Origin of the sequence: Pseudarthrobacter sp. BIM B-2242, assembly GCF_014764445.1 — a bacterium.
Taxonomy (GTDB): Bacteria; Actinomycetota; Actinomycetes; order Actinomycetales; family Micrococcaceae; genus Arthrobacter; species Arthrobacter luteus_A.
The window spans coordinates 346,261-367,337 of sequence record NZ_CP061722.1 but is presented as its reverse complement, the minus strand read 5'-3'; the positions used below and the strand labels follow the sequence as shown (position 1 = coordinate 367,337).

The following is a 21,077-nucleotide window of genomic DNA, read 5'->3' as shown; positions in this document are numbered from 1 at the left end:
CTTGAATGGTGCGCCGGCCAGGGCCCTGGACGGAGTCTATCCCTCCTGTGTGCGGCAGAACCGGAAGTCAGGTGCCGTCAGGGCTGCGACCGCATAGAAGGTAGAAGAACACCTGCCCTCCGAAAGGCTCATCCATGACCATCCCCACCCCGTACGAGGACCTCCTCGCTGACGTCCTGGCCAACGGCACGCGGCGTCCTGACCGCACCGGCACCGGAACCATCGGCGTCTTCGGCCGCCAGATCCGGTTCGACCTGGCGGAGTACTTCCCGCTCATCACCACCAAGAAGGTCTTCACCCGCGGCATCATCGAGGAACTGCTGTGGATCCTGGCCGGCGACACCAACGAGCACACGCTCCGGGACAAGAACGTGAACATCTGGAAGGAGTGGGCCAAGGAGGACGGCAGCCTCGGCCCCGTCTATGGCAGGCAGTGGCGCCACTGGGACATCCCCGCTGAGGCGGGCGGGGGTTACATCGACCAGATCGAGGTCCTCATCGACGGCCTGAAGAACAACCCGTTCAGCCGCCGGCACATCGTCAACGCGTGGAACGTCGCGCAGATCGAGGACATGGCCCTGCCGCCGTGCCACACCATGTTCCAGTTCTACGTCACCCCCGACGCTGACGGAAAGCCGTGGAAGCTCAGCTGCCAGCTCTACCAGCGCTCCGGGGATATGTTCCTCGGCGTTCCCTTCAACATCGCCTCCTACGCGATTCTTACGCACATGGTCGCCCAGCAGGTAGGTCTCGAGGTCGGGGAGTACATTCACACCTTCGGTGACGCCCACATCTACAAGGACCACGAGGAGCAGGTGACACTGCAGCTCTCCCGGGAGCCCCGGCCCTACCCGCAGCTGAAGATCACCCGGAAGCCGGACTCGATCTTTGACTACCGCGTCGAAGACTTCGAGATCGTCGGCTACGACCCGTACGATGCGATCAAAGCACCCGTGGCGGTCTAGGACTGTTGCTGGGCCAAAGCCCTCGTCCCCGTCTGGTACATCAACTCGGTGTCCGGATCGGAGACGGGGGCTTCTGCGTATTCGAACTCGGCCTTGAAGTCGAGACCGTCGATGGTCTCGACTGTGGTGATTCTCGTGAGAGCACCGAGGAGCGTGCCTTCGGGCAGGCGGAACTCGGTGCCGAAGTGCTTGGACTTCAGGCTGCGAGCCGGCAGGTACGTCCACGTGATAGCCCGCCGGGCCTTGTCCAGGTGGGTTAGGTCCGGCTTGCACAGGGGGCACGCGGTCCGTCTCGGCATCGCCTCGATTTGGGCCCGTGTCCGCAGGATCGGCCAGACGGGGATGGGGTCCTCATCGGGCGATTCTCCTTGGAGCCGCTGCGGGAAGCGGAGGTTCGTGATCCAGGCAGAGTCGCGGTCCACGAACCGCTTCATGCTGTCACAGGTGGGCAGGTGGACTTTCCCGGCCAGGGAGATGATGTAGCAGTCCCCGGAGTCCAGCCACTCCTGCATAGCAGCCTTCTCCAGAGCCGCCGTTTCCCTAATCCGGTCACGGATCTCATCGTGGCTAAGATCCTGCAGGGTCCGGAGGTAGTCGTCCTGTTTGTACTGCGCCCTGGAGGCTGCCGCCGCCCTCCCCGCCGGCGAATCGGCAGGGCTTGTCGTTCCCGTCATGCCGACGAGCTTAGCCGAGCCGACAGCAGCCAGCCGCTACGTTATTGCTCCCGTCCGTTCGACGACTGTCCCAGTTCGAGAAGGTTGATGTCGACGGCGCCGGACGTGCCTGGCTTGGGGGAGCCGCGCAGCTTGCGGAGCTTGGTGGCCCGGTATTCGTCGCGGGCCAGGTTGAACGTGTAGAGCGTCATGAGTCCGGCGAAGCCGATCAGCCACAGGGCACCCCACTCCGGCGACCCGCCCTCCCACAGCGGACGCTGGAACAGCCACAGGCCGACGATCAGCACGAGCCCCAGGAAGGCAGTGACGATCCCCATGCCCCACCAGGTGCTGACCTGCGCCTGGCCCCGTCCGGGCGTGAACCCGATCTCGTCGGCCGGGTAGCTGTGCAGCTCACCGGTGCTGGTCTTGCGCAGGACGCGCTTCTCGCCGGCAGCCACTGCCTTCTTGTGCTCGGCGTAGACGGCGTCCTCGCGCTCAAACCGCTCACGGTCGTACACCATCTCTAGGCTCGCTTCTCTTGGCTGGGCAGGTAGTCGGGCTCGCTCGGGAACGGGCGGGTGCTGTGCGGGAAGTTCTCCCTGGTGATCTCCAGCGTGCCGGGGTGTTCCTCGAACCACCGGCGGGCCTGGTCGTCAGTAACACCGTACGTTGGCTTTGGGAGGCCCTTGGTCTTGCGGAGCTTTCGGGCCTTTAGCTCACCTCGCAGGGCGTGGATGCTCAGCAGCCAGCCGCCGGTGAACAGGACGGTTGCCACGGCGCCGCCAACGATGAGGATCAGAGCCATGCCGATGCTGGCAGAGCCGAAGAACGACATGACCAGCGCGAGGATTCCAAAGAGAAACCCCAGGGGCGCGAGGATCGCTGGGATAGTCGCGATGATGGCGACGATGGCCAGGCCGGTGAAGGTCCTGGCCTGGTAGTTGCCTCCGCTGGGCAGCGAGCCGCCAAGCCCCCACTCTTCCTGGGTGTAGGCGTGCACCTCTTTGCTCCATGCTCCGGTCGCGTACAGGTACTTCGGCAGGGCCGGATGCTTCGGCTTCTCAGCGATCACGCATGCTTCCATTCTGTGAGTCAGCGGGCTGGTGTCTCGTCAGCAGCCATTCTTCCTGTGTGCGGGCGCGGCGGCGGTGAAGCACCCAGGCGGTGCCGCACACATGTCGCCCATGAACGAGAACGCCGGGACGATCAGCCTCGACACACTGAAGCAGTCTGCGTACTGGGTGGACCGCTACGGGAACCAGCATGCCCTGACCGAAATGACGCAGAGCTACCTCGAGAACACCCTGGCGCACCTTCGCAAGATGGGACGGACGCTGTACTCCCTGGAGCTCCGCCGTCGGGACCGCGACATCCTGCTGGCTGAGATGACCGGGTGGGAAAACGGCGTGGACGTGTCCGTCGTGCCCCGCGATGAGGCAGCTGCCTCTGCGTGGCTGGAAGGCACCGCTCTCGTCAGCGCCATCCGGTCCCTTTTGGGGGACACTGGTCCGCAGGACAACCAATAGACCACCGATGAACGCCTGGTTTGGCCTCAGCTGCCAGGAACCCGAATGAGGGGTCCGCGCCAAACGGTGCGGGCCCTTCATCGTTGTCAGGAGGCTCGCTTTCTTGCAGTGCCCTTGATCGGCACGTAGCCCCGCTTCTGGTAAACGACATCCCCTTCTGCAGGGTCCAGCTCCCTCCACCGCTCCTGGTTTTTGGCTGAGAGGCCGGTGAGGTCACCCAGCGGCCCGTGGTGCAGCCGGGTCGCTCCGCTGATCTTTGGGCCACCCGGAACAGGGCAGTTACCGATCCAGTCGCCGGCAAGAACAAAGCACTGCTGCGGGCTGTCAATTTCAAGAAGACGGCCAAGGATCCCTGCCGACTCCGGTGCTGCCTCCAGCATTTCTGACAGACCGTGGACCGCGATCACGTCGAACTGGTCAGCCGGCACCGCGGTTGGGTCGTCGGCGGCAGCGACAAGCGACTCCAGCAACATGGTTGCGGCCGTAGGGTTCATCGCTGCGCCCTCCGAACCGTCCTCAGCCACATCACTGAAAGCCCGGGCAAGGTCCCCTGTCACGTCGATGATGAAGCACTCCACATGGGGCTTGTAGGAAAAGCGCCCGAAAACACGCTCCAGGCAACCAGCGCGGAGCTCGAAGTCACCGGTAAGGATGAGGTGGCGGTCTTTCGCGGGGTCGAAGTCCATCCGTTCACGGGGGATCTTGCTGTTGAGCGGAACGCTCAGCCCTGGTGCGGTGAGATCGGCGAGGGCTCGCGGGTAGGGGACGCCATACCAGTCGGCATATTCGCGGGATCTGGCCTTGAGTGTGCGGTTGGCAACCACGGAGTATCCAATCAAGGTGCTGTCCTGTGCCCAACACCTGAATGAATCGGCTGTTGAGGGACCGGGATTCCTGGAACCTTGTCCTCACCGCAGACATGGCGCACAGGTCCATCATTCTGCTCGGAGTCCGCCACCGGTCGTGGCGCTGGGGCAGACGTTAACAGCAAATGGTTTGGTCAGCAACATCCAGGGGCGGCAAGGTGACCCCGCGGCTCAGCAGGGCCTAAGAGCGGTCGATCATCCTGCCGCTCCTGCATAAGCAGCATTGATTCGGACTGAACGCTCGGCTTCCAATAGCCGTGCCGATAGACCACCCGGCTCGAATCGCTTGAGAATGACTCGTAGCGGGTGGCTTTGAGGTGGAGCCGGGCGATAGGGCCGTCCAGAATTTTGGCGGGCAGCCCGGACTCGCCCTCTCGCCACTGCGAGCTGAAGACGAACGTGACGCCGGCGCGTTCCGCAGACTCAACGACCTCCTCGATGCACTCGATCGACCGCGCCTTCGACTGTCCGTCGCCGGAAGGTGAGTAGTCGTCATCAGACAGAAGGTGCCGTGTGTCGTCGAGAATGACGAGAATCCTTCGAGGCGGATCCTGAAGGCCGCCGAAGGCCGCTACGCCTTCCAGCTCGCACTGCTGGACCCGGCGCCGCACCTCGGCGAGAACGACTTCCAGCATCGTGGCGCATTCAGAAGGTGTAAAGCCAATGGTCGCCGCCGCTCTCGGTTGGAGCGCGTGTGTCTTCTCCAGTGAGCCCCAAGCGTCGACGGTGTGGACCTCCATGTCGCTTGCCGCCTCGTTGGCCAGTGCGGTGAGCATCAGCGTCTTTCCGGTGCCGGGGCCTCCTGTCAGCAGCAGGTGCCCATCGGTGGCAGGGGCGTAGGTGACTTGCTCCTCGACCAGCTCCACATCGAACACCTCATCAGCTGGGTGTATGCGGGCGCCGATGACGAAGCCGAACTCGGCCGGCGTGGCTGGTGCGACGCCTGCTTTGGAGACCATGGTGCGGAGCTTCTGGAGGATAGGCATGCCACTGAACATGCGCAGACAGCCGGACCACGGCCGTTCCCGCAGCGTCTTGAACGTGGACGGACAGAGCGACGTCCGCACACATGCCGGACATGCCTAAGAAGACAAAAGCGCTGCCCCCAGTCCGACCCGAGCTCGTTGAGCCCCTGACCGAGATCCTCCGTGACCGCTGCTTGGAGATTTCAGGGTGGCCAGCCGATGAAGCAGCTGCCTACCGCGACAATGGGCGCTTCCAGGAAGGCCAAGAGGCGGTCCGCCAGGTACGGATGGCCAAGGCTGCCGCAGCCATCGAGGAAGTATTCGCTGCCGCGATTGAGGCGGCTGAGTTGAGGGGCTACCGGGATGGCGTTTCCGGCGCTCAGGCAATGACCGGGTTCACTGACGAAACCCGCCAGGCCATCTTCGAAAAGGAAGGCCTGACCGACGTCGACCTGGACGGAAACCCGATCCAGTGATGCATCGACCCGAGGCCAGGATCGGATTGATCTGGGCCCAGGCAGCCAACGGTGTGATCGGGTGCGACGGCACTATGCCATGGCACCTGCCCGAAGACTTCGAGCACTTCCGCCGCACCACCGAAGGCCACCCCGTCATCATGGGCCGGCGGACCTGGGACTCCCTTCCCGAACGGTTCCGCCCGCTGCCCGCCCGGACCAACATCGTCGTCACCAGGGACCCCGGCTGGAATGCCGCCGGCGCCATTCGCGCCGGCTCGATCCATTACGCTGTCGTCGCCGCCCTCGGCCAGCCGGACCCCGGTCCAATCTGGATCATCGGCGGAGGCACGCTGTACCGCACGGCCCTTGCTGCGCAGATTGCCGACACGGCAGTCATCACCCGCATTGACGCCGACGTCGAGGGCGATACGTTCGCCCCCGAGCTTGGCTCGGACTGGTCGCTCGGAGCCTGTGCCCCTACCGCGGGGTGGGCGGTGGCGAAGAACGGTACGCGGTACCGGATCGAAACCTGGACGCGTTCTCAGAGCGGTCGCCCCGCACAGTAGCTGACGGGGTGAGTCCCTTCCTCCTGTCCGGACACATGGGGTCCATGCCACTTACCGTCCTTCGTACCCCCTGGCCTGTCGTTCTCAAACCGGGCCTCCTGGCACTGTTCACCAGCCTCACACTGGCGGGCGGGGTGTTGATGGCCCAGGCCCGGTTCCCTGCGGAAGGGCGGCTGCAGGTGGGCTGGCACGAGGCCCTGTTGGCCGGAACCCTCGCCCTGGCCGCGCTCGTCCTGCATGAGACAGGGCACGCGGTCGCTGCACGGCTCACCGGACGGACAGTCGAACGTCTCGAATTCGGGATGTCAGGCGTGGCGGCCACCAGCGGTGACACCACCGCCTGGCGCCGGGCCGCAGCCATTGCCGCCGGGCCCGTCATCGAGATCATTGCGGGCACGGCGATGTGGGTTGCCGGCGGATCATCCTGGGCCGATCCCGTGGGCGCCGCAGGCTTCCTGGCCATGGTGAACGGAGCCGGGAACCTCCTGCCGGTCAAACCGTTCGACGGGCACCGCCTGTGGGCCTTTATTCGGCTGGGACTGGGCGGCAACCCGGCGCTTGCGTGCCGCCCCTCGGGCCCATGCCCGGCCTGCACCGGAGTATTCCCGGTGACCGCGGATCTGGAGCCCGCTGCCGCCGTATGACAGGGGAGAGCACCGTCGTCCTCCGCACACATGAGGCGCATGCAAACATCTACGAAAGCCGGCGTCGCCGGAACCCTCGGCGTCCTCGCCATCCTCGGCCTGCCGCTGCTTGACCCCTTGACCCGCGCGCGCTTCATCAACGATTGGGTCATCATCTGGGGATTCCCGCTGCTCCTCATCGTCATCATTGGCGTGGCCGTGCTTGCCGCACTCGCCATGAAGAAGACCGGTGCCACGATCCTCATCGGCATTCTGGGCATCGGAGGACTCATCTTCTACGCGAATGCCCGGGACTACAACACCAAGCTCGAATACGCCTCCACCGTCCACATATCCAACGACCCGATGCCCGGGCTGAAGGAGCGCGCCCCGTTCCTGGTCGCTGAGCGCCAGGCCAGCTCCAACCTCTCCGGCATCAACGGCCAGATCGGCGGCACCGACTACCTCGCGGACTCAAACCACTACAGCACCATTGTGGACAGGAAAGGAAACTTCAACCCCGGCTACGCGGCCATCATCAACCAGACCATTCAGTTGACCGGTCAGGCCTCCGGCAAGCCCTGCCTCTTCGATGAGAAGAACGCGCACCGGCGGATGGATGGCTGGTTTCACAACTCCCTGACCCGGGCGATCGCTGCCAAGGATTCCCTGCTGATCGCCAAGAAGGACGACGCCTGGGGCTACTGCGACGGTGACACCCCGAAGATTGTTGTCCCGGTCACGAAGCTGAACGGGTGGATCAACCCGGTCCACCGCCCGGCAGGGGTTGCCATCTACGATGGGCGCACCGGCAACGTTGAGATCCGGGATGAGGTCAGGGCAGGCGACCTGCCCGGGCCGGCCGTCGCCCTGTCCTACGTCCAGCGCGTCAACGATTCCCTCGCCACCCACAACGGCGGCTGGTGGTCCATGGTTCAGGGACAGTCCGGCCTGACCGACGAAGTGAAAGACGCCAACGACCCGAACCAGGGCAATCACAGTGCCTTCTCCCTCGCCTACAAGGACGCACCCGGTTCCGTGTACGCCTCACCGTTCACGTCCCGCGCCTCGTCCCGCTCCATCGAAGACGTCGCACTGCTCGAATCCGGCCATGTCAAGGCGGGTGAGTCCCCGAGCGTGACCCTCTATCACCTGGAGGTCCCGCGGCAGTCCAACGCCGCCACCGCCGACAAGATCAAGGCCGACTACTCTTCCCTGAACGGCTGGGCCACCGGCCTGTCGGTCCAGGAAGTCATCCCGGTCTCCCACGACGAGTGGGCTGCCTCCATCGGCCTGAACCAGAACGTGGTCTACCGGGTGCAGGTCAAGGCCGACGGCTCGTCCTGCCTCGCCAATGCCGACGGCGAGAAGATCCGCTGCATCGACAAAGACGGCAAGTCAGCCGGTACCGACGGCACGCAGACCACCGGCAGCAGCGACGCCGGGGAAACTCCCACCGGCCCCGCAGCCGAGATCGGGACGCTGAGCAACGAGGACCTCGCCAAGCTCCAGGACGCCGTCACCCAGGAGGTTCTGAAGCGGCTTTCAGCGGCCAAGCAATAACCCTGCCAATCATCATCAGCAGAGTTTGCGGAAGCACTTTGTTGGTGTAAAGGTTGAGCCAGTAAGACCCCGTCGGCGTCCCCCACGTCTGCGGGGTCTTTCTTGTGTCACGGGGCTGCAGCCGCACACAGAAGGGCATGAGCAGAAAACCAAACCGCCAGCCTGAGGGCATTCCCACGGGCGGCCAGTTCGCCCCCGATACCCACTCCGAGCCCGATGTCGCCTTGGCCGGGACCAACCAGTCGGCAGACGCCGCAGGCATCGTCGCTGCCGGCACCGATCCGGTCAGCCTGCGTTTCGTCCAGTACGACGACCAGCTCACCAAAGAGCAGATCGGCATGATCCTCTCCGGACAGTGGAACGACGCCGAGAACGACGTCGACGAGAGGTTCTCCGACTCCGCCTACGACGAAACCGTCCGCATCGCCACCGAGGAGCTGGAGACCGCCGTCCAGGAAGGCCGCTTCGACCGGGAGTGGGATGAACTGGACACCGATGAGCAGGACGCCGTCCGCTATGCCGTCGAAGAGCGCGACGATTCGGATCCCGTGAAGGACCTGCTGCGCAACACCCGCCCCCAGCTGATGCGCACCTCCCTGGGACAGCCCACAGGGCGCCTCCAGGACCCCCGCTTGGCCTCCGGCCGGCACCTGGACGACGGAGGCCTCCAGGCCCGGCAGAAGGTCATCGAGGACGTCCTGAAAGAGGCCGGTGTGGACACCTCCGCGGAGGGTGTCAAGGAGGCCATAGATGACCTCGTCACGGAAGGCCCATACGACTGGCATGAAGGTGTCCAGCTGGACGTGATTTTCTACTCCGACGTGGCCGATGTCGTGCCCTCCACACGCTCCGACAGCGACCCCGAAGCGGGCAAGGAAAGGGTCCTGGAATTCGCCAAACCGCACCTCCTGCTGATCGATAAATGGAACGGCCAGGGCTACGACACCGTCCTCCCGACACCCCTCAAAAGGACCCTTGCCAAGCCCACCGAGGACGGCCCCGAAGTGCCCCAGACAGGCCGTGTGTACCTCGATGATTCCGGCGACGGATACTCCTGGGACGACGTCTGCGGACTGGTGAAATCCGCCTACGGAGGTGACGGAGCACCCAAAACCTCCTGGGTCTGAGCTGTCTGACCGACTTGCCGGCCGTGCGCTGAACATCCCGAAGTGCGTCCGGCAGGTCATCCCGTCGTCGGTCGAAAATGACGAAAGAGACGTTTTTCGCCGTTTTTGGGTCCTGAAAGCCGGTTTATGACCAACCTGACCGACCAGTGACCGACCCAATGACCACCCCTGCTTCCCAGTGCTGGCGCGGAATTTGGGCGATGGGCGACCAAACCGACCAGCGGGAGGTATGCCTATAGGAGAGAAGGTGAGTAACGGGAAACAACGAGGATCCCTATATGTAGTAGTAGTTAAGTGATCGGTTTGATCGGTCATATATATATAAAGGGCCCTGCTTCCCAGTGCTGGCGCGGATTTTTATGGGCGACCAGGTGGTCGCCATCTGGTCGCCATGGTCGCCATTTGATCGGTCACGCCCTTTTGCCTCCTTCGGCCCGTTTCTGGCCGGCACCCCCGCCCGGCAGGATCTGCGCATGTTCAGTGGCAGGAGGAATGATGCCCGCACAGACCGCGCCGGCCGCCAGGAAGACTGCCGCCAAGCGAACCACACGAACCACCGCAGCCCGCAAGACGACATCCGCGTCACGGGCAGCAAAACCAGCCGCCACCAAGACCTCCCCGGCTCAGACCAGGGCCGCCAAGGCCGGCACAAAAACCACGGCAGCCGGCAAGCTCAAGACGACTCCCAAGACGACGTCCAGGACCAGGACGGGGGCCACTCCAAAAACGGCCGCCAAGCGCGCCGGCAACACCACCTCGGCACCCCGCCGGAAGGCGTCCCGGGCACCCAAGCCCAAGGCCATCGAAGTGCTCTACTCGGGCAAGGTTTTCCGGTCCCGGCTGGAGGCCCGCTGGGCGGTGTTCCTCGACCTGCTCGGCGTGAACTGGGACTACGAACCCTGTCACTACGAGATCGGTCCTGACCTGTACTACCTGCCGGACTTCTACCTCCCCGACCACCAGACCTGGCTCGAGGTCAAGGGTGCCCCGTTCATGGACACCGCCTCCTACGCGAAGGTTCTCGGTGCGATCGCCGGACCGAACCCCGTCCCGCTGCGCGAATACCCGTACACCCCCTCCCAGCGGCTCCTGCTCGGCGGCCCGTTCTCGGCACCGCGGCACGGACTTGTCCCGGTCCACACCCTGATCACCCCCGCAGGCCCCCTCTCCGCCAGCCTGACCCACGCCACGTTCAGCACCGGACCCGGCGGCAAGACCGCCATCACCCCGGCCGGCCCCGCCTGGGACACCGTTCCCGCCACCGGCATCAAAGCCGCCCGCAGACCGTCCCCGGAACGTCTCGCCCTGCTGCTCGAACCGGCACCGCACCTGGGCCCCGCCGGAGACGACAGGATCTTCGCCGCGTACGACGCCGCCTACCGGCTCGCCTTCGATGAAACCACCCGCCGGGTCGCAGACAACCAGGCACGGACCCTGCTGGCAGCCCTGGCCCACCGGCGCTCCGGCCGTCCGCTCGGAGTCCCGCAGGCAGCCTGACCGCCAGGGGCAGACGGGGAGGAGGGCAGCAGGCGCCGCACACATGACGCCCATGCCTGAGACAACCCCTGAACCCCTCGCCACCGACGGAGACCTGACCGCCGCCCTCACCAGGCTCGGCCAGGTTGCCAAGAACGACCGCCACGAGTCCGACGCGTACCGGATCATGGAATCCGCCCGCAGCATCGACGGCGTGATCCGCAGGCTGACCCACGCCGCCAAGTCCGGTGTCCTGGACGCCTACGACGTGCTGACCACCAAGTTCGGCTTCGAGCATTCCCACGAGCTCTACGACTACCTCCACCAGGTACCCGCGCGGGCCCACCTGTACGAGAAGGCCTTCAACGCCGAGACCCATGTCGGCTGCGTGGACCGGGCCATGGCCAAGGTCGCCGAAGAAGCCCTCGCCGCCGCCGGACGCGCCCCGCAGGGACCCCGCCAGCAAGGGCAGAGGATCGACGCGGCCGGACTCGCCCCGGACGGCAACGGCGGCATCATCGGCAACACCGCCGCCGAGAACGCCCTCATCCTCGCCACCCAGGCAGATGATGCAAACCGCATCCAGCGCCTGTCCGTCGATGTCCGCACCATCACCTCCCGCATCAGCGACGGGCACCCGGAGCTGAACCAGGAAACCCTGGCCGCCACGGTCCGGCTCGTCCTGCACACCGCAGCCCAGATCGCCCACGAGAAAGACGGCGTCGAGCCGTGAACGACTACCTCGCCCTGGAGGCAGCCATCCTCGCCCCGGCGGCGTCCATGCTGGTCACCGTGGCAATCAGGAGCGCCAACACGCGCCGCCGCGCGCGGCTGGCCCTCCGCCTCGCAGACCGGCGCATCGCCATCCTGTCACCCCGCCGGGCGAAGGCGCTGGAAAGCGCCCTCGTCCACTTCCTGGGAACCGCCGACGGCGCAGTCTTCGCCGCCGACCCCCGCACCACCGAACGCCTGAACCTCTTCCGGACCCTGCGCGGTGAACGACCCGCACGTGCCGTCGGACCCCGCCACCGGAAGACAACCGAAGAACTGACACGGGCACGCCCCGCCGTGGCATCGCAGCCAATCACCGCCCTGGCCCGCCAGTACGAAACCGCCTGAAAGGATCACCATGACATCCACGCCTCCCCGCAGGACCGGCGCACCCCTGTCACGCCCCATCGTTGCCACCGGCATCGCCACGACGGTCCTGATCGCCGCCGGGGCGTTCGTCCTGTCCTTCGCGTCCCTGACCGACCTGGCCGCACGTGCCGGCATCTACCCGTCCCTCGCCTGGATCTGGCCCATCATCATTGACGGGCTCATCGTTGCCGCCACCGTGGCCATCGTCGCCCTCGCCGGACATGACCGCCGCACCCTCGCCTACCCGTGGGCGCTGCTGTTCCTGGGCGCCGTCGTTTCCACCGCGGCGAACTCCGTCCACGCCATCATCACGGTGGACCAGAACCATGGGGGAGTACCTCCAGCGGTTTCTGCCGTGGTCGCTGCCATGCCGCCCCTGGTCCTGCTGGCGATCACACACCTGACCGTCATCCTTGTCCAGAAGGCCGCCCCGGCCCCTGCGCCCAAGAAGAAGCCAGCCCGCGCAGCAGGCACCCGCAGGGCCGCAGTATCCTCGCCTGCGTCGGAGCCGGTCCCCGCCCCCGAACCGTCGTTCGACACGGAGGTCGCGGCCGTCCGCGACGACCGCCCAGTCCACGCACCGCAGCCGGAACGGCACCACGAACGCGAGCTGGTGAGCGCCTAACGGCCCGTCGGGACACAGAGCGCATAGAAGACACCGGAAACACGTTCAGGCCGGACTTCGAGGGGAACCGATCATGGCATCGCGGTCACTGCGCACCCAGCTCGCGGAGGAGCTCCACACCCGCAGTGATGCGACCACCCTCGCCTCGGACATGTTCGCCGCCATCATCGTCCACGACGACGAACCGTGCACTGCCCGCCGGGCCGTCCTCGGCGACATGGCCGGCGCCCTCATCCTGCACACGAACCGTCTGGCCCTGTCCGCCCTTGGACGGGGCCGGATCGGCGTCTGCTGCCGGCTGGCCCGGCTGGACAGCGTCCTCACCGCCTTCATCATCGACCTGGCCCACGCCGACATCGACCCAGGTGCCGACATGCTCCGCGTCAGCCTCCTCCAGCTCCAGCTCTCCGCCGTCGCCTCCAAGGAGGGGCCGGGGCTGAAGGAAGCTGCCGCGGCCATGGCACGTGTGGCCGCAGCCGGAACCGTCCCGGTGTCCTGATGGCGTGCACCGATTCCGCCGCGTCCGTACACATTCTGGCCATGGCAAAGAAGAAGGACGCGAACGTCAAGACGCTGCTCTGCATCATCTGCAGCGGCGGTGCTGCCGACCGCAACGGCGCCTACACGGTCTGCGCCCTGTGCGAGCTGAGCGGCCTCGCCGTGGAGCCGGCCGCCGCCTGACGCGCAATCTCCCTGCCTGCCGCACACAGGTGGAGCATGAGCGCATCGCAGAAAAGCCCGGCTGGCCGGGCAAAGACCAAGCAGGCCCACAAGCCGGCAGGCATTCCCGAAGGCGGGCAGTTCACCGCCGTCGCCCACTCCGAAGAAGTCCCGTCTCTTGGCGCCGGCCCCATCATCCGGATCCCGTCCCAGCCCTCGCTGCATGACCTGATCTATAACGACCGGCCCTCCAACGAGGAACGGCGCCACTACGGACGCAAAGTCATCGAGCAGGTCCTGGAGGGGGACGACTTCAACGTCGTCTTCTCCGAGGAGGACAAGGCAGGCATCCGGGAGGAGGCTGAGCGGGATGACTCCCTGGACCGCTCCCTGGAGAAGGAATGGTCGACCCCGCACCATCTCGGCGACGCCCTCGCCCGGGACCTGGCCGAGACCAGGAAGAAGCGCCTCGCCGTCGAAAAGCACTACGTCCCGACCGCCGAGGACACCTTCCACGCCGCAGCCTCCCACATCAAGGACAGCCCCGAGGAGTACCGGAAGGCAGTCAAGGAGGCCCTCCCGTACCTCGGTTCCCAGTGGATGGATGCCCTGATGCGTAACCACGAGCTGCAGCCCGAAGACTGGCAGCGCAGGGAGCTGTCCAAGGCGGCCACCATCAACGAGGCCGCCGCTGCCTTCGCAGCCGAGCGACCCACCGTCGGCGAGGAAGAGAACCCCAACTTCACCTCCCACCCGGTCAGCGCCCTGGAATCGCGCATCGACGGCCTCATCGCCCATCGCGGCGACCCGACCTGCGAAGAAAACCTGCGGTACCTGGCCAGCATGGAAGGCGCCGGCTTCGGCACCGAGAACATCAAAATCCTGGCCCGGAAACGGCTCGCCGCATGGCGCCACACCCCCATCGAGACAGGCAGCTAAAAGCAGCCCCCAACCTGGGCCCGCGCCCCTACCGGCGCGGGCGCCAGCGGTGGACAATAGGCCCATGAGGGCACTCCGCTGGAAGCGGCGGCACCACCATGGCGCGGACGCGGTGCAGGTTTCCCCGCATGCCGCACACATATCGGGCATGACCACCACAGCAGCCGCCGCACCCACAGCCACCACCGACGCCGACCGCGCAGAAGCCGGACGCCAGGCGATCGCCACCTGCCCTGAAACCTTCGAAGAACTCCGCGGCGAAGGCGACCAGCAGCTGGTCGAATACGCTGCCAAGGACGACGCGAAAGTCCTCGCCGCCCTAAACACCATCGGCGAGCTCAGCCCGGAGCAGCTGCCCTACCTTGGCAAGTTCCTGGCGGAACAGCTGGTGGAAGATGCCATCGAGGCCGAGTCGGTCAAGCAGCTCGGCGCCTACCGCGCCACCCGCCAGGCACGGACCGCCACCGACCCGCTGGCCTACGAGGAAACCGACCCGAAGCACCCCGGGTACCTCGACCGGGTCCTGGGCGCAGCCGCCTAGCTGCAGTCCGGGGGTAGCCGCACACAGACGGGCATGGCATTCAACCCAGCCCAGCCCCGCGTCCAGACCCCCGGCATCCCCACCAATGGCCAATGGAAGGCCGTCGAGCATCCTGAGAGCCAGCTGAACCTGGCGACCCGGTACGACGACGGCATCCTGACCCTGCTGGTCAACACCCCCGGCACCGACCTGCCTCCCATTGAGATGACCCCGGAGATCCTGCACGCCGTCCGCACCCGTGTGCAGGAAACCGGGGACCCGTCCTCGAGCACGGCCCGCCGCGCCGCCGAGGACGCCTACGAGCTGGCCAACGGCTACACCCCGGCTGAATACCAGCGCTACCTGTCGCAGAACGGCGACACCACCGCCTGGTACGGGGACCCTGACGCCGTGCGCCGCGACATCGAACAGCTCCGCAAGGAAGACCTCCACCTGGCCACCGCATATGCCTGAGCGCCGCACACAGACGGACATGAGCAACCAACCATTCAACGCCGCCCTCCACCCCCGCGCCGGCGACGGGACCTTCGCCGCGACCGCCCACTCCGACGCCGTCCCGGCCCTGGCCGCACCTGCCAACAGGTTCGCCGGTATCGATGACATCTTCGAGTTGGACAGGGCAACTTCAGCGGCCATGAAGCCTCTCCTGTCACCGGACCCCTCACCGGAGGATGAGGCCGAAGCCGAGAAAATCCGCGCCGAATGGCTGGCCGCCCGCACCAGCCTCTTTGAACGCAAATGGCGCCGCGAAAACGACGAGTATGCCGAGAAGATGGAGAACGAAGCCTACGCCCTGCTGGAGAAGGCGGCCCGGGCAAACCTGCGCAACATCTCCTACAGCCTTCGCAGCGAATACCCGGACGCAGCATCCATGACCCTCGCCCGCGACTACGACGAGGGAAACCTGGCAATCTACGTCGAATCCGTCAAAGACAGCGACGGCCAGGAGCTCGACGACGAAGAGGCCCGCAACATCGCCCAGCAGCTGGTGAGCGAATACAGCTCCCGGCAGCTCAGCCGCTTCGTCGACGAAGGCCCCGTCAACCTCACTGAAGCCGCCGCGTGGCACCCCGGGCTCACTGCATGAGTCCGAACACGCCGCCTATCAGCGCGGCGCACAGGCTCGGGGACCCCAAACCCCGGGGCGCGGTTGAACGTCGCTGGCTGCTGAAGGTCGGGGCACTTGCGACAATGCTGACCGGAACTTCTGCAATAACAGCACCCGCGGCGCGCGCCGAAACCACGGCGGAGAATCCAACCCGGGATTTTCCGTGCGCTTCCACCACCGTCAAGGATTTCGGTGCCGTGGGCGATGGAATGGCTGACGATACGGCAGCCTGCCAGGAAGCCATCACCACCTCAGCCGGCGGCGTCGTACGCCTGACCCCGGGGACCTACAAAGTCAACCAGCTCACCCTCCCGAGCAACACGACCCTGATCATTGACGCCGGAGCCGTAGTACTCCACACAACCAAAGGCGCCGTCTTCAAGGCCAGTGGCATCCAGGACGCACGCAGGACCGTGCTGACCGAGGCTTCAAACCGAGGATCATCAGAGGTCACTGCTCCAGGCCACGGTCTCATCGCCGGCGACACCTTCCGGCTGGCTTCAGAGGCTTCCTTTGATGCCTTCTCCACAGACTCGAAGTACGGAGAACTCTGCGTTGCCCAGGCAGTCAGCGGCGATGTTATTTCAACAGCAGCCCCTATCTCAGGCGCTTCCTACGCTGTCTCAGACACGGCCTACGTTCAGAAAATAACGCCCGTCTCCAACATCAACATCCTCGGCCCCGGTACTATCCGTGGGCTTCGGTCGCCGGCACTGGGCCAGTACGGCATCGATGTTCTCATGGGCAAGGACGTCCTCATTTCAGGGTTGAAGATCGAGAACGTTGACCGCCGGCATGTCTACTTCTCCGACTGCACTAACGCATGGGTGGAACACTGCAGGCTGAGCTGGGCCATCGATAGCACCATGGGGTACGGGATCTCGGTGGCCAATGCCTCACAGGACTGCGGGGCGCGGTTCAACGATATTGACTACGTCCGCCACGGCTTCACGACGAACAACGAAACTGCCTGGCCCGGGATTCCACGGCGGATCCTCTTCAGCCACAACACAGTGCGCAGCACCTCCAGAGCGCTCGGCGGCTCAATGGGCGGCGGTGACGCAATCGACACCCACACAGCAGCTGAAGACATCTGGATCGAGCACAATGCTGTCCTCAGCTCCTCCGGCCAGGGCATCAACTTCGAAGCACGTTCCGGACACATCGTGGGCAACAAGGTGAGCAGCGCTGTGTCCACTGGTATCAGCGTGCACAATGAATCGGACCTGCCCGGAAGAATCAGCGTGACCGGCAATGAGGTCTGCGGCAGCGGCGGGGCTGGCATACAGGTCAGATCGGGCGGCCGTGGAACCAAGGCCCGATATGAATACATCAACGTCTCCCACAATGTGGTAGCTGATACCGGTGGCAGCGGGGTGGTCATCGGAAGCGCCTCGGCCATTGGGGGACCAGAACGGGGCGTCACGGCCATAGGCAACACGGCGATCAGGTCCGGTGGCAGCTACGCGCTGCTCATAATCAACGCCAGCGGTGTTTCGGCCGCTCACAACAAGGGAATAGACGGGGCAACATCGGTCTCGGTAACGGACCTTGCCTCTTCAATCGGGGACGATCCGGGATATGTCTACAGCGTCATTTCTTCCGATGAAGTCACCGTCACTCCCTTGGCCAGGTATGTAGTCGTAGACACGGAAGCGCGGGCGCCGAGTGACAGTCTGACGCGAATCATCGGCGGGGCAAAGGGTCAAATCATTACCCTCCGAACCTTTGCCAACGCTCGGGACGTTGCGATAGCGGGGACGGGAAACATCCGAACAACCTCCCCCTTCACCCTGGATGCGGCCAGGGACTCAATCACCCTGGGCTTCGACGGCACCTACTGGGTGGAGCAGTCACGTGCAGATTTCCCCTCCGCCTAGCTCTATAGATCCGTAACCCCGTGCGGACGAAGGGTGAGGTGTTCATAAACGTTCTCCGCCGCACACATCAGGGGCATGACGACTACACTCCACCGCCAGCCCGAAGGCATCCCTGCCGGCGGGCAGTTCGCCGCCATGACCAAGAGCGACAAGGTCCCGGAACTGGAGGTGCCGCAGACCCTGAAGGAAGCTCTCGATCTGTCCACTCTGGCGCCGGGGCAGAGCCGCACGCTGACCCCGGCAACGCACGGGCTGGAGGGAATCGACACGATCACCCTCACCAATCACGGGCACGACGCGCCCCGGGCCGCTGTGCTGTTCCTGGAGCCGGCCGCCACGGCGCCGACCCCGAAAAGCCGGATCACCCTGGCGGTGACGCTCCCGGAGGAGGCGAACATTGCCGAGCTCTACGAATTCGATGACTGGTCCCGCCGCGGAGCGCGTTCAGCTGCCCTGTCCGCGGTCGAGGAGCACCTGGGCCTCAGCACACGGGATTACGCCCGGCCGGCCAGCGCTCTGCCCGAAGACACGGCAGCCCTGGACCAGGAAGGCAACCTCAGCTTCGAGTACCACGAGTCGGTGCCAGGCCACATCGATCCGGAGGACTTCGCCTCCTGGATGTCCGGCTATGCAGACTTCTCCGACCCGCTGTTCCGCCAGCGGCTGCAGGACGACATCAGCGAACGCTACAACGAGCGATAACAGAGCAGGCCCGCCCCGAACATGGGAGCGGGCCTGTTTTGTCTGACCACCCTGAGAGCCGGCAGCTATCTGCGTCGGTATGTCCTTGACTTACTCGACTTGGACTTGGACTCAGGAGTCTTCTGCTCCGGGACTTTCACCTCAGGTGCTTTCTGGGCCGGTGGCTTCATATCGGGTGCCGTCTGAGCAGGCGCGGTCGGCCTGGGTGCGGTCGGCGGCTGGAAATCGCCCGGGACCGGCCTGTAGCCCTCCGGGTATGGCATCGCAGGGTGCCTGCTCACCGGGGCCCGTCCTACAGGGGTGCGGGCCACTGAGTACTTCTTGCCGACGAGCACAGGGGAGTACAGCGAACGGTACGGGCTCAGGTACAGGAACGACGGGTGGAGGGCGTAGTACGGCGGGATGTAGCCCGCGTAGTGCGGCCCGCAGGCCAGCGGCGGATAGCAGCCAACCGCAGACGCCTGAGACACCTCCGGGGAGTCGTCATCGCCTGCGTCCTTGCGGGGAGCGCTGCAACTGGCAAAGGCAACGACCAGGAGGACCACGGCGGCGACCGCTGCCAGGATGATCCACGTCTTCTTCGGGATACGGCTCATGCCCACCATGTGTACGGCGGTGCTCCGCCATGTACTCACGGCGCCGCACACAGACGGGCATGACGAAGACACCAGTTCACAAGCCCGCCGGCACACCCGAAGGCGGACAATTCGCAGCCACCAGCCATGCCGAACCAGCCGTCGCCCTGGAGCCGGCAGCCGACGACCGGTTCTCATCCATGATCAGCGAGGAGTTCGCGGCGGACATCGACGCCAGCCTCAAGGGCAGGATCAAAGGCAAGGACTGGTACTCGGGAGGCACGGTCAACCAGGAGTTCGAGTCGGAGCCCGATGACGACGGCGGCATTTACATCTACACCCGCCACCCCAGCGCCGATGAAGGCGTCGCCTACACAATCAAGGCTGTCGACGGCACGGCCCGCATCACCCGCCATGACGACCACGGCCCCGACACCACGCCCAGGGACCTGCACCCGGAAAGCTGGACCGGCCCCGAAGATGCGGTGAAGGAGATCGCAGACACCATCCTGGACATGGAAGGTGGCGCCACCGAAGCCGCTGCTGACGCGAGGCAGTCCCCGGACGGTTTCGCCTCTGACGCCGAGTACCGGCGGTGGCGGGAACGATGATCAACCGACAGCCCGAGGGCATCCCCATCGGCGGCCAGTTCGCAGCAGCCCACCATGCAGAACCCGGCGTCTCGCTGTCGATCGCCCCGCGGCCCCGCAACACCATGCCGGCCCTTGGCTCGGCGGCTGCCGGCTACACGGACCGCCTAGATGAGGACGGAAGCCTGGTCCTGCAGGTCCGGATGGAAAACGGACGCCCCAACGACGCCGCCGACGGCACAGCAGCGATCATCCACTATTCGACTGACCCCGCAGGCTGCACCCGTGAAGTGTTCTACACCGATGGCATCCTGCACGACGGCTCCGGCGACAAGCCGACCGAACGCCGGACTTGGCCTTCGGGCCGGACCGAACTGGTCCGCGGCTTCCGGCGGCCGCACCATGGGCACACCGTCCAGCAGGACTCACCGGACGGCCAGCCCGCCTCCGTGAAGACCAGCGCCGAAGGCCACGTCATCACCGGCTACTACGCCGACGGCCGGTTGCAGAACCCGGCGCCCCGCACCCCGGCCCGGGTGGAGGTCCGAACCGACGGCACCCGCATCGAACAGCTCGCCCCGTTCGGAGAACTTGCCGACCTGCCCGACGGCACCCCCAGCGAACACCACTACGGCCCGGCGGGCAACCTGACGGCGGAGATCCGCCGCTTCGGCGGCTACGGCTGGGACTCCGATTACGGGGATCCGTCGGAGCGGCGCTACCGGGACAACGGCACCATCTGCAAGGAGGTTTACCGCTACCAGGGCGTCCTGCTCGATTCGCCGGTCGGCAAGCCGGCGCTGATCGAATACGCGGAGGACGGCAGTGTCACCAGGCAGATCGCCAAGCCCTTCCAATGGGACCCCTATCGCCACGAGGAGGTCCGCCCTAACGCCAGGGTGACCCGGCATCAGGCCTGGAAGTACAGCCGGAAGGAGCCGGTGCCGCGGTACGTTCCCGCGAGGTGAATAGGAAGAGACTGTGCCGGACTGACGCGTCCGCGACCCACGGGGCCCGCAGACTGGGAAGCTTGGTGCATGAGCGAACCCATCCTGCCGGCGCTGTCGGGCCTGAGCGTCCACGACCTGCTGCGCGTCCCCCACGAGGTCCTTGAGGAGCTGCGAAGGCGGGGAATCATTCGGGGACGAAACGTTACCGGCGATATTGGGGAGTACCTCGCTGCCGCCATGTACAACGTGGAGCGGGCAGCTCCGGGTACCCCGGGCTACGACGTCGCTGACGCCTCAGGACTGCGGATCCAGGTGAAGACCCGGGCTTTTAGCACCAACCCGTCCATTCGCAGGTACAGGGGGCTGGAGGGCGGCGGGTTCGATGCCGTGCTGTTCCTGGCCCTTGACCCGGTCACCTTCGAGCCGTTCCGTGCCCGGGAAGTGTCCGCCGCGAGGATCAAGGAGTTGATGTCCGTCCACCCCGGAGGCCTCAAGTACCCGCACATCAAAGACGAAGGAGTGGACATGCTTGAGCTGGCCCGGTCTGCGTACCGGCTGCTCTGATCGCGTGGCAGC

At 65.6% G+C, this 21,077-nt stretch carries 28 protein-coding genes; 22 read left to right on the top strand and 6 right to left on the bottom strand.

Annotated elements, in window-relative coordinates; translation table 11 throughout:
- The first annotated feature begins 134 nt into the window (after nt 1-134).
- Nucleotides 135-965, top strand: coding sequence for a thymidylate synthase (locus IDT60_RS22800; protein WP_191082234.1), 831 nt, complete (start codon nt 135-137; stop codon nt 963-965).
- Here IDT60_RS22800 and IDT60_RS22795 read toward each other — a convergent pair.
- The 3 genes from IDT60_RS22795 to IDT60_RS22785 are packed head-to-tail and all read right to left on the bottom strand — an operon-like array spanning nt 962 to nt 2,693.
- On the bottom strand, nt 962-1,639 hold the full coding sequence (locus tag IDT60_RS22795; RefSeq protein WP_191082233.1) for a hypothetical protein: 678 nt from the start codon (nt 1,637-1,639) through the stop codon (nt 962-964). The two genes, IDT60_RS22800 and IDT60_RS22795, sit on opposite strands and share 4 nt — an antisense overlap.
- 41 nt (nt 1,640-1,680) lie before the next feature.
- Nucleotides 1,681-2,142: a hypothetical protein gene (locus IDT60_RS22790; protein ID WP_191082232.1), complete on the bottom strand. Its 462-nt coding sequence runs from the start codon at nt 2,140-2,142 to the stop codon at nt 1,681-1,683.
- A 2-nt stretch (nt 2,143-2,144) separates the two neighbouring features.
- Nucleotides 2,145-2,693 carry a hypothetical protein gene (locus IDT60_RS22785; RefSeq protein WP_191082231.1) on the bottom strand — a complete coding sequence of 183 codons (549 nt, stop codon included), beginning with the start codon at nt 2,691-2,693 and terminating at the stop codon, nt 2,145-2,147.
- A gap of 112 nt (nt 2,694-2,805) precedes the next feature.
- Between IDT60_RS22785 and IDT60_RS22780 the strand changes: the two genes are divergently transcribed.
- The gene (locus IDT60_RS22780) at nt 2,806-3,147 is read left to right on the top strand and encodes a hypothetical protein (protein WP_191082230.1); all 342 of its coding nucleotides are present in this window, start codon (nt 2,806-2,808) and stop codon (nt 3,145-3,147) included.
- Nucleotides 3,148-3,233: 86 nt separating this feature from the next.
- Here the strand turns inward: IDT60_RS22780 and IDT60_RS22775 are convergent, their stop codons facing one another.
- Nucleotides 3,234-3,986, bottom strand: a complete 753-nt coding sequence (locus IDT60_RS22775) for a hypothetical protein (protein WP_191082229.1) — start codon at nt 3,984-3,986, stop codon at nt 3,234-3,236.
- A gap of 161 nt (nt 3,987-4,147) precedes the next feature.
- Nucleotides 4,148-4,999, bottom strand: a complete 852-nt coding sequence (locus IDT60_RS22770) for an AAA family ATPase (RefSeq protein ID WP_191082228.1) — start codon at nt 4,997-4,999, stop codon at nt 4,148-4,150.
- Nucleotides 5,000-5,091: 92 nt separating this feature from the next.
- On the opposite strand from IDT60_RS22770, the gene IDT60_RS22765 reads away from it, so the two are divergent.
- From IDT60_RS22765 to IDT60_RS22685, 17 genes are all read left to right on the top strand, one after another.
- On the top strand, nt 5,092-5,454 hold the full coding sequence (locus tag IDT60_RS22765; protein ID WP_223884042.1) for a hypothetical protein: 363 nt from the start codon (nt 5,092-5,094) through the stop codon (nt 5,452-5,454).
- On the top strand, nt 5,454-6,002 hold the full coding sequence (locus tag IDT60_RS22760; protein WP_191082589.1) for a dihydrofolate reductase: 549 nt from the start codon (nt 5,454-5,456) through the stop codon (nt 6,000-6,002). Before IDT60_RS22765 ends, IDT60_RS22760 begins: the two co-directional genes overlap by 1 nt.
- 44 nt (nt 6,003-6,046) lie before the next feature.
- The gene (locus tag IDT60_RS22755) at nt 6,047-6,646 is read left to right on the top strand and encodes a M50 family metallopeptidase (protein ID WP_191082226.1); all 600 of its coding nucleotides are present in this window, start codon (nt 6,047-6,049) and stop codon (nt 6,644-6,646) included.
- Between the two features lie 39 nt (nt 6,647-6,685).
- Nucleotides 6,686-8,188 carry a hypothetical protein gene (locus IDT60_RS22750; protein ID WP_191082225.1) on the top strand — a complete coding sequence of 501 codons (1,503 nt, stop codon included), beginning with the start codon at nt 6,686-6,688 and terminating at the stop codon, nt 8,186-8,188.
- Nucleotides 8,189-8,325: 137 nt separating this feature from the next.
- Nucleotides 8,326-9,315, top strand: coding sequence for a hypothetical protein (locus IDT60_RS22745; protein ID WP_191082224.1), 990 nt, complete (start codon nt 8,326-8,328; stop codon nt 9,313-9,315).
- A gap of 492 nt (nt 9,316-9,807) precedes the next feature.
- On the top strand, nt 9,808-10,812 hold the full coding sequence (locus tag IDT60_RS22740) for a hypothetical protein (RefSeq protein WP_191082223.1): 1,005 nt from the start codon (nt 9,808-9,810) through the stop codon (nt 10,810-10,812).
- Nucleotides 10,813-10,864: 52 nt separating this feature from the next.
- Nucleotides 10,865-11,524, top strand: coding sequence for a hypothetical protein (locus IDT60_RS22735; RefSeq protein ID WP_191082222.1), 660 nt, complete (start codon nt 10,865-10,867; stop codon nt 11,522-11,524).
- Nucleotides 11,521-11,910 (top strand): hypothetical protein, encoded by a 390-nt coding sequence (locus tag IDT60_RS22730; RefSeq protein WP_191082221.1) that lies wholly within the window; start codon nt 11,521-11,523, stop codon nt 11,908-11,910. The genes IDT60_RS22735 and IDT60_RS22730 overlap by 4 nt, the downstream gene beginning before the upstream one ends.
- 10 nt (nt 11,911-11,920) lie before the next feature.
- Nucleotides 11,921-12,556, top strand: a complete 636-nt coding sequence (locus tag IDT60_RS22725) for a DUF2637 domain-containing protein (RefSeq protein ID WP_191082220.1) — start codon at nt 11,921-11,923, stop codon at nt 12,554-12,556.
- Nucleotides 12,557-12,629: 73 nt separating this feature from the next.
- Nucleotides 12,630-13,055 (top strand): hypothetical protein, encoded by a 426-nt coding sequence (locus tag IDT60_RS22720; RefSeq protein WP_191082219.1) that lies wholly within the window; start codon nt 12,630-12,632, stop codon nt 13,053-13,055.
- Between the two features lie 41 nt (nt 13,056-13,096).
- On the top strand, nt 13,097-13,237 hold the full coding sequence (locus IDT60_RS22715) for a hypothetical protein (RefSeq protein WP_191082218.1): 141 nt from the start codon (nt 13,097-13,099) through the stop codon (nt 13,235-13,237).
- Between the two features lie 36 nt (nt 13,238-13,273).
- A complete protein-coding gene (locus tag IDT60_RS22710) occupies nt 13,274-14,155 on the top strand; it encodes a hypothetical protein (RefSeq protein ID WP_191082217.1) in 882 nt (293 codons plus the stop codon).
- 148 nt (nt 14,156-14,303) lie between these two features.
- Nucleotides 14,304-14,696 (top strand): hypothetical protein, encoded by a 393-nt coding sequence (locus IDT60_RS22705; protein ID WP_223884041.1) that lies wholly within the window; start codon nt 14,304-14,306, stop codon nt 14,694-14,696.
- Between the two features lie 33 nt (nt 14,697-14,729).
- Nucleotides 14,730-15,149, top strand: a complete 420-nt coding sequence (locus tag IDT60_RS22700) for a hypothetical protein (RefSeq protein WP_191082215.1) — start codon at nt 14,730-14,732, stop codon at nt 15,147-15,149.
- Between the two features lie 19 nt (nt 15,150-15,168).
- Nucleotides 15,169-15,783 carry a hypothetical protein gene (locus IDT60_RS22695; RefSeq protein WP_191082214.1) on the top strand — a complete coding sequence of 205 codons (615 nt, stop codon included), beginning with the start codon at nt 15,169-15,171 and terminating at the stop codon, nt 15,781-15,783.
- Complete coding sequence (locus IDT60_RS22690) at nt 15,780-17,684, top strand: glycosyl hydrolase family 28-related protein (protein WP_191082213.1); 1,905 nt, start codon at nt 15,780-15,782, stop codon at nt 17,682-17,684. Before IDT60_RS22695 ends, IDT60_RS22690 begins: the two co-directional genes overlap by 4 nt.
- 75 nt (nt 17,685-17,759) lie before the next feature.
- Nucleotides 17,760-18,386 carry a hypothetical protein gene (locus IDT60_RS22685; protein WP_191082212.1) on the top strand — a complete coding sequence of 209 codons (627 nt, stop codon included), beginning with the start codon at nt 17,760-17,762 and terminating at the stop codon, nt 18,384-18,386.
- A 65-nt stretch (nt 18,387-18,451) separates the two neighbouring features.
- Here the strand turns inward: IDT60_RS22685 and IDT60_RS22680 are convergent, their stop codons facing one another.
- The gene (locus tag IDT60_RS22680; protein ID WP_191082211.1) at nt 18,452-18,982 is read right to left on the bottom strand and encodes a hypothetical protein; all 531 of its coding nucleotides are present in this window, start codon (nt 18,980-18,982) and stop codon (nt 18,452-18,454) included.
- 59 nt (nt 18,983-19,041) lie between these two features.
- Between IDT60_RS22680 and IDT60_RS22675 the strand changes: the two genes are divergently transcribed.
- The 3 genes from IDT60_RS22675 (at nt 19,042) to IDT60_RS22665 (ending at nt 21,065) form a co-directional block, all read left to right on the top strand.
- Nucleotides 19,042-19,572: a hypothetical protein gene (locus IDT60_RS22675; RefSeq protein ID WP_191082210.1), complete on the top strand. Its 531-nt coding sequence runs from the start codon at nt 19,042-19,044 to the stop codon at nt 19,570-19,572.
- Nucleotides 19,569-20,519, top strand: coding sequence for a hypothetical protein (locus IDT60_RS22670; protein WP_191082209.1), 951 nt, complete (start codon nt 19,569-19,571; stop codon nt 20,517-20,519). Before IDT60_RS22675 ends, IDT60_RS22670 begins: the two co-directional genes overlap by 4 nt.
- A 69-nt stretch (nt 20,520-20,588) precedes the next feature.
- A complete protein-coding gene (locus IDT60_RS22665; protein ID WP_191082208.1) occupies nt 20,589-21,065 on the top strand; it encodes a hypothetical protein in 477 nt (158 codons plus the stop codon).
- The last annotated feature ends 12 nt before the right edge of the window (nt 21,066-21,077 follow it).

Bases quoted from the DNA above. Each gene is read 5' to 3' on its own strand.
- IDT60_RS22770 (WP_191082228.1), bottom strand. From the start codon at position 4,999: ATGCCTATCCTCCAGAAGCTCCGCACCATGGTCTCCAAAGCAGGCGTC.
- IDT60_RS22755 (WP_191082226.1), top strand. From the start codon at position 6,047: ATGCCACTTACCGTCCTTCGTACCCCCTGGCCTGTCGTTCTCAAACCG.
- IDT60_RS22725 (WP_191082220.1), top strand. From the start codon at position 11,921: ATGACATCCACGCCTCCCCGCAGGACCGGCGCACCCCTGTCACGCCCC.
- IDT60_RS22765 (WP_223884042.1), top strand. From the start codon at position 5,092: ATGCCTAAGAAGACAAAAGCGCTGCCCCCAGTCCGACCCGAGCTCGTT.
- IDT60_RS22705 (WP_223884041.1), top strand. From the start codon at position 14,304: ATGACCACCACAGCAGCCGCCGCACCCACAGCCACCACCGACGCCGAC.
- IDT60_RS22675 (WP_191082210.1), top strand. From the start codon at position 19,042: ATGACGAAGACACCAGTTCACAAGCCCGCCGGCACACCCGAAGGCGGA.
- IDT60_RS22665 (WP_191082208.1), top strand. From the start codon at position 20,589: ATGAGCGAACCCATCCTGCCGGCGCTGTCGGGCCTGAGCGTCCACGAC.
- IDT60_RS22695 (WP_191082214.1), top strand. From the start codon at position 15,169: ATGAGCAACCAACCATTCAACGCCGCCCTCCACCCCCGCGCCGGCGAC.
- IDT60_RS22745 (WP_191082224.1), top strand. From the start codon at position 8,326: ATGAGCAGAAAACCAAACCGCCAGCCTGAGGGCATTCCCACGGGCGGC.
- IDT60_RS22715 (WP_191082218.1), top strand. From the start codon at position 13,097: ATGGCAAAGAAGAAGGACGCGAACGTCAAGACGCTGCTCTGCATCATC.
- IDT60_RS22740 (WP_191082223.1), top strand. From the start codon at position 9,808: ATGATGCCCGCACAGACCGCGCCGGCCGCCAGGAAGACTGCCGCCAAG.
- IDT60_RS22710 (WP_191082217.1), top strand. From the start codon at position 13,274: ATGAGCGCATCGCAGAAAAGCCCGGCTGGCCGGGCAAAGACCAAGCAG.
- IDT60_RS22680 (WP_191082211.1), bottom strand. From the start codon at position 18,982: ATGAGCCGTATCCCGAAGAAGACGTGGATCATCCTGGCAGCGGTCGCC.
- IDT60_RS22780 (WP_191082230.1), top strand. From the start codon at position 2,806: ATGAACGAGAACGCCGGGACGATCAGCCTCGACACACTGAAGCAGTCT.
- IDT60_RS22720 (WP_191082219.1), top strand. From the start codon at position 12,630: ATGGCATCGCGGTCACTGCGCACCCAGCTCGCGGAGGAGCTCCACACC.
- IDT60_RS22760 (WP_191082589.1), top strand. From the start codon at position 5,454: ATGCATCGACCCGAGGCCAGGATCGGATTGATCTGGGCCCAGGCAGCC.
- IDT60_RS22735 (WP_191082222.1), top strand. From the start codon at position 10,865: ATGCCTGAGACAACCCCTGAACCCCTCGCCACCGACGGAGACCTGACC.
- IDT60_RS22750 (WP_191082225.1), top strand. From the start codon at position 6,686: ATGCAAACATCTACGAAAGCCGGCGTCGCCGGAACCCTCGGCGTCCTC.
- IDT60_RS22685 (WP_191082212.1), top strand. From the start codon at position 17,760: ATGACGACTACACTCCACCGCCAGCCCGAAGGCATCCCTGCCGGCGGG.
- IDT60_RS22800 (WP_191082234.1), top strand. From the start codon at position 135: ATGACCATCCCCACCCCGTACGAGGACCTCCTCGCTGACGTCCTGGCC.
- IDT60_RS22690 (WP_191082213.1), top strand. From the start codon at position 15,780: ATGAGTCCGAACACGCCGCCTATCAGCGCGGCGCACAGGCTCGGGGAC.
- IDT60_RS22790 (WP_191082232.1), bottom strand. From the start codon at position 2,142: ATGGTGTACGACCGTGAGCGGTTTGAGCGCGAGGACGCCGTCTACGCC.
- IDT60_RS22670 (WP_191082209.1), top strand. From the start codon at position 19,569: ATGATCAACCGACAGCCCGAGGGCATCCCCATCGGCGGCCAGTTCGCA.
- IDT60_RS22795 (WP_191082233.1), bottom strand. From the start codon at position 1,639: ATGACGGGAACGACAAGCCCTGCCGATTCGCCGGCGGGGAGGGCGGCG.
- IDT60_RS22700 (WP_191082215.1), top strand. From the start codon at position 14,730: ATGGCATTCAACCCAGCCCAGCCCCGCGTCCAGACCCCCGGCATCCCC.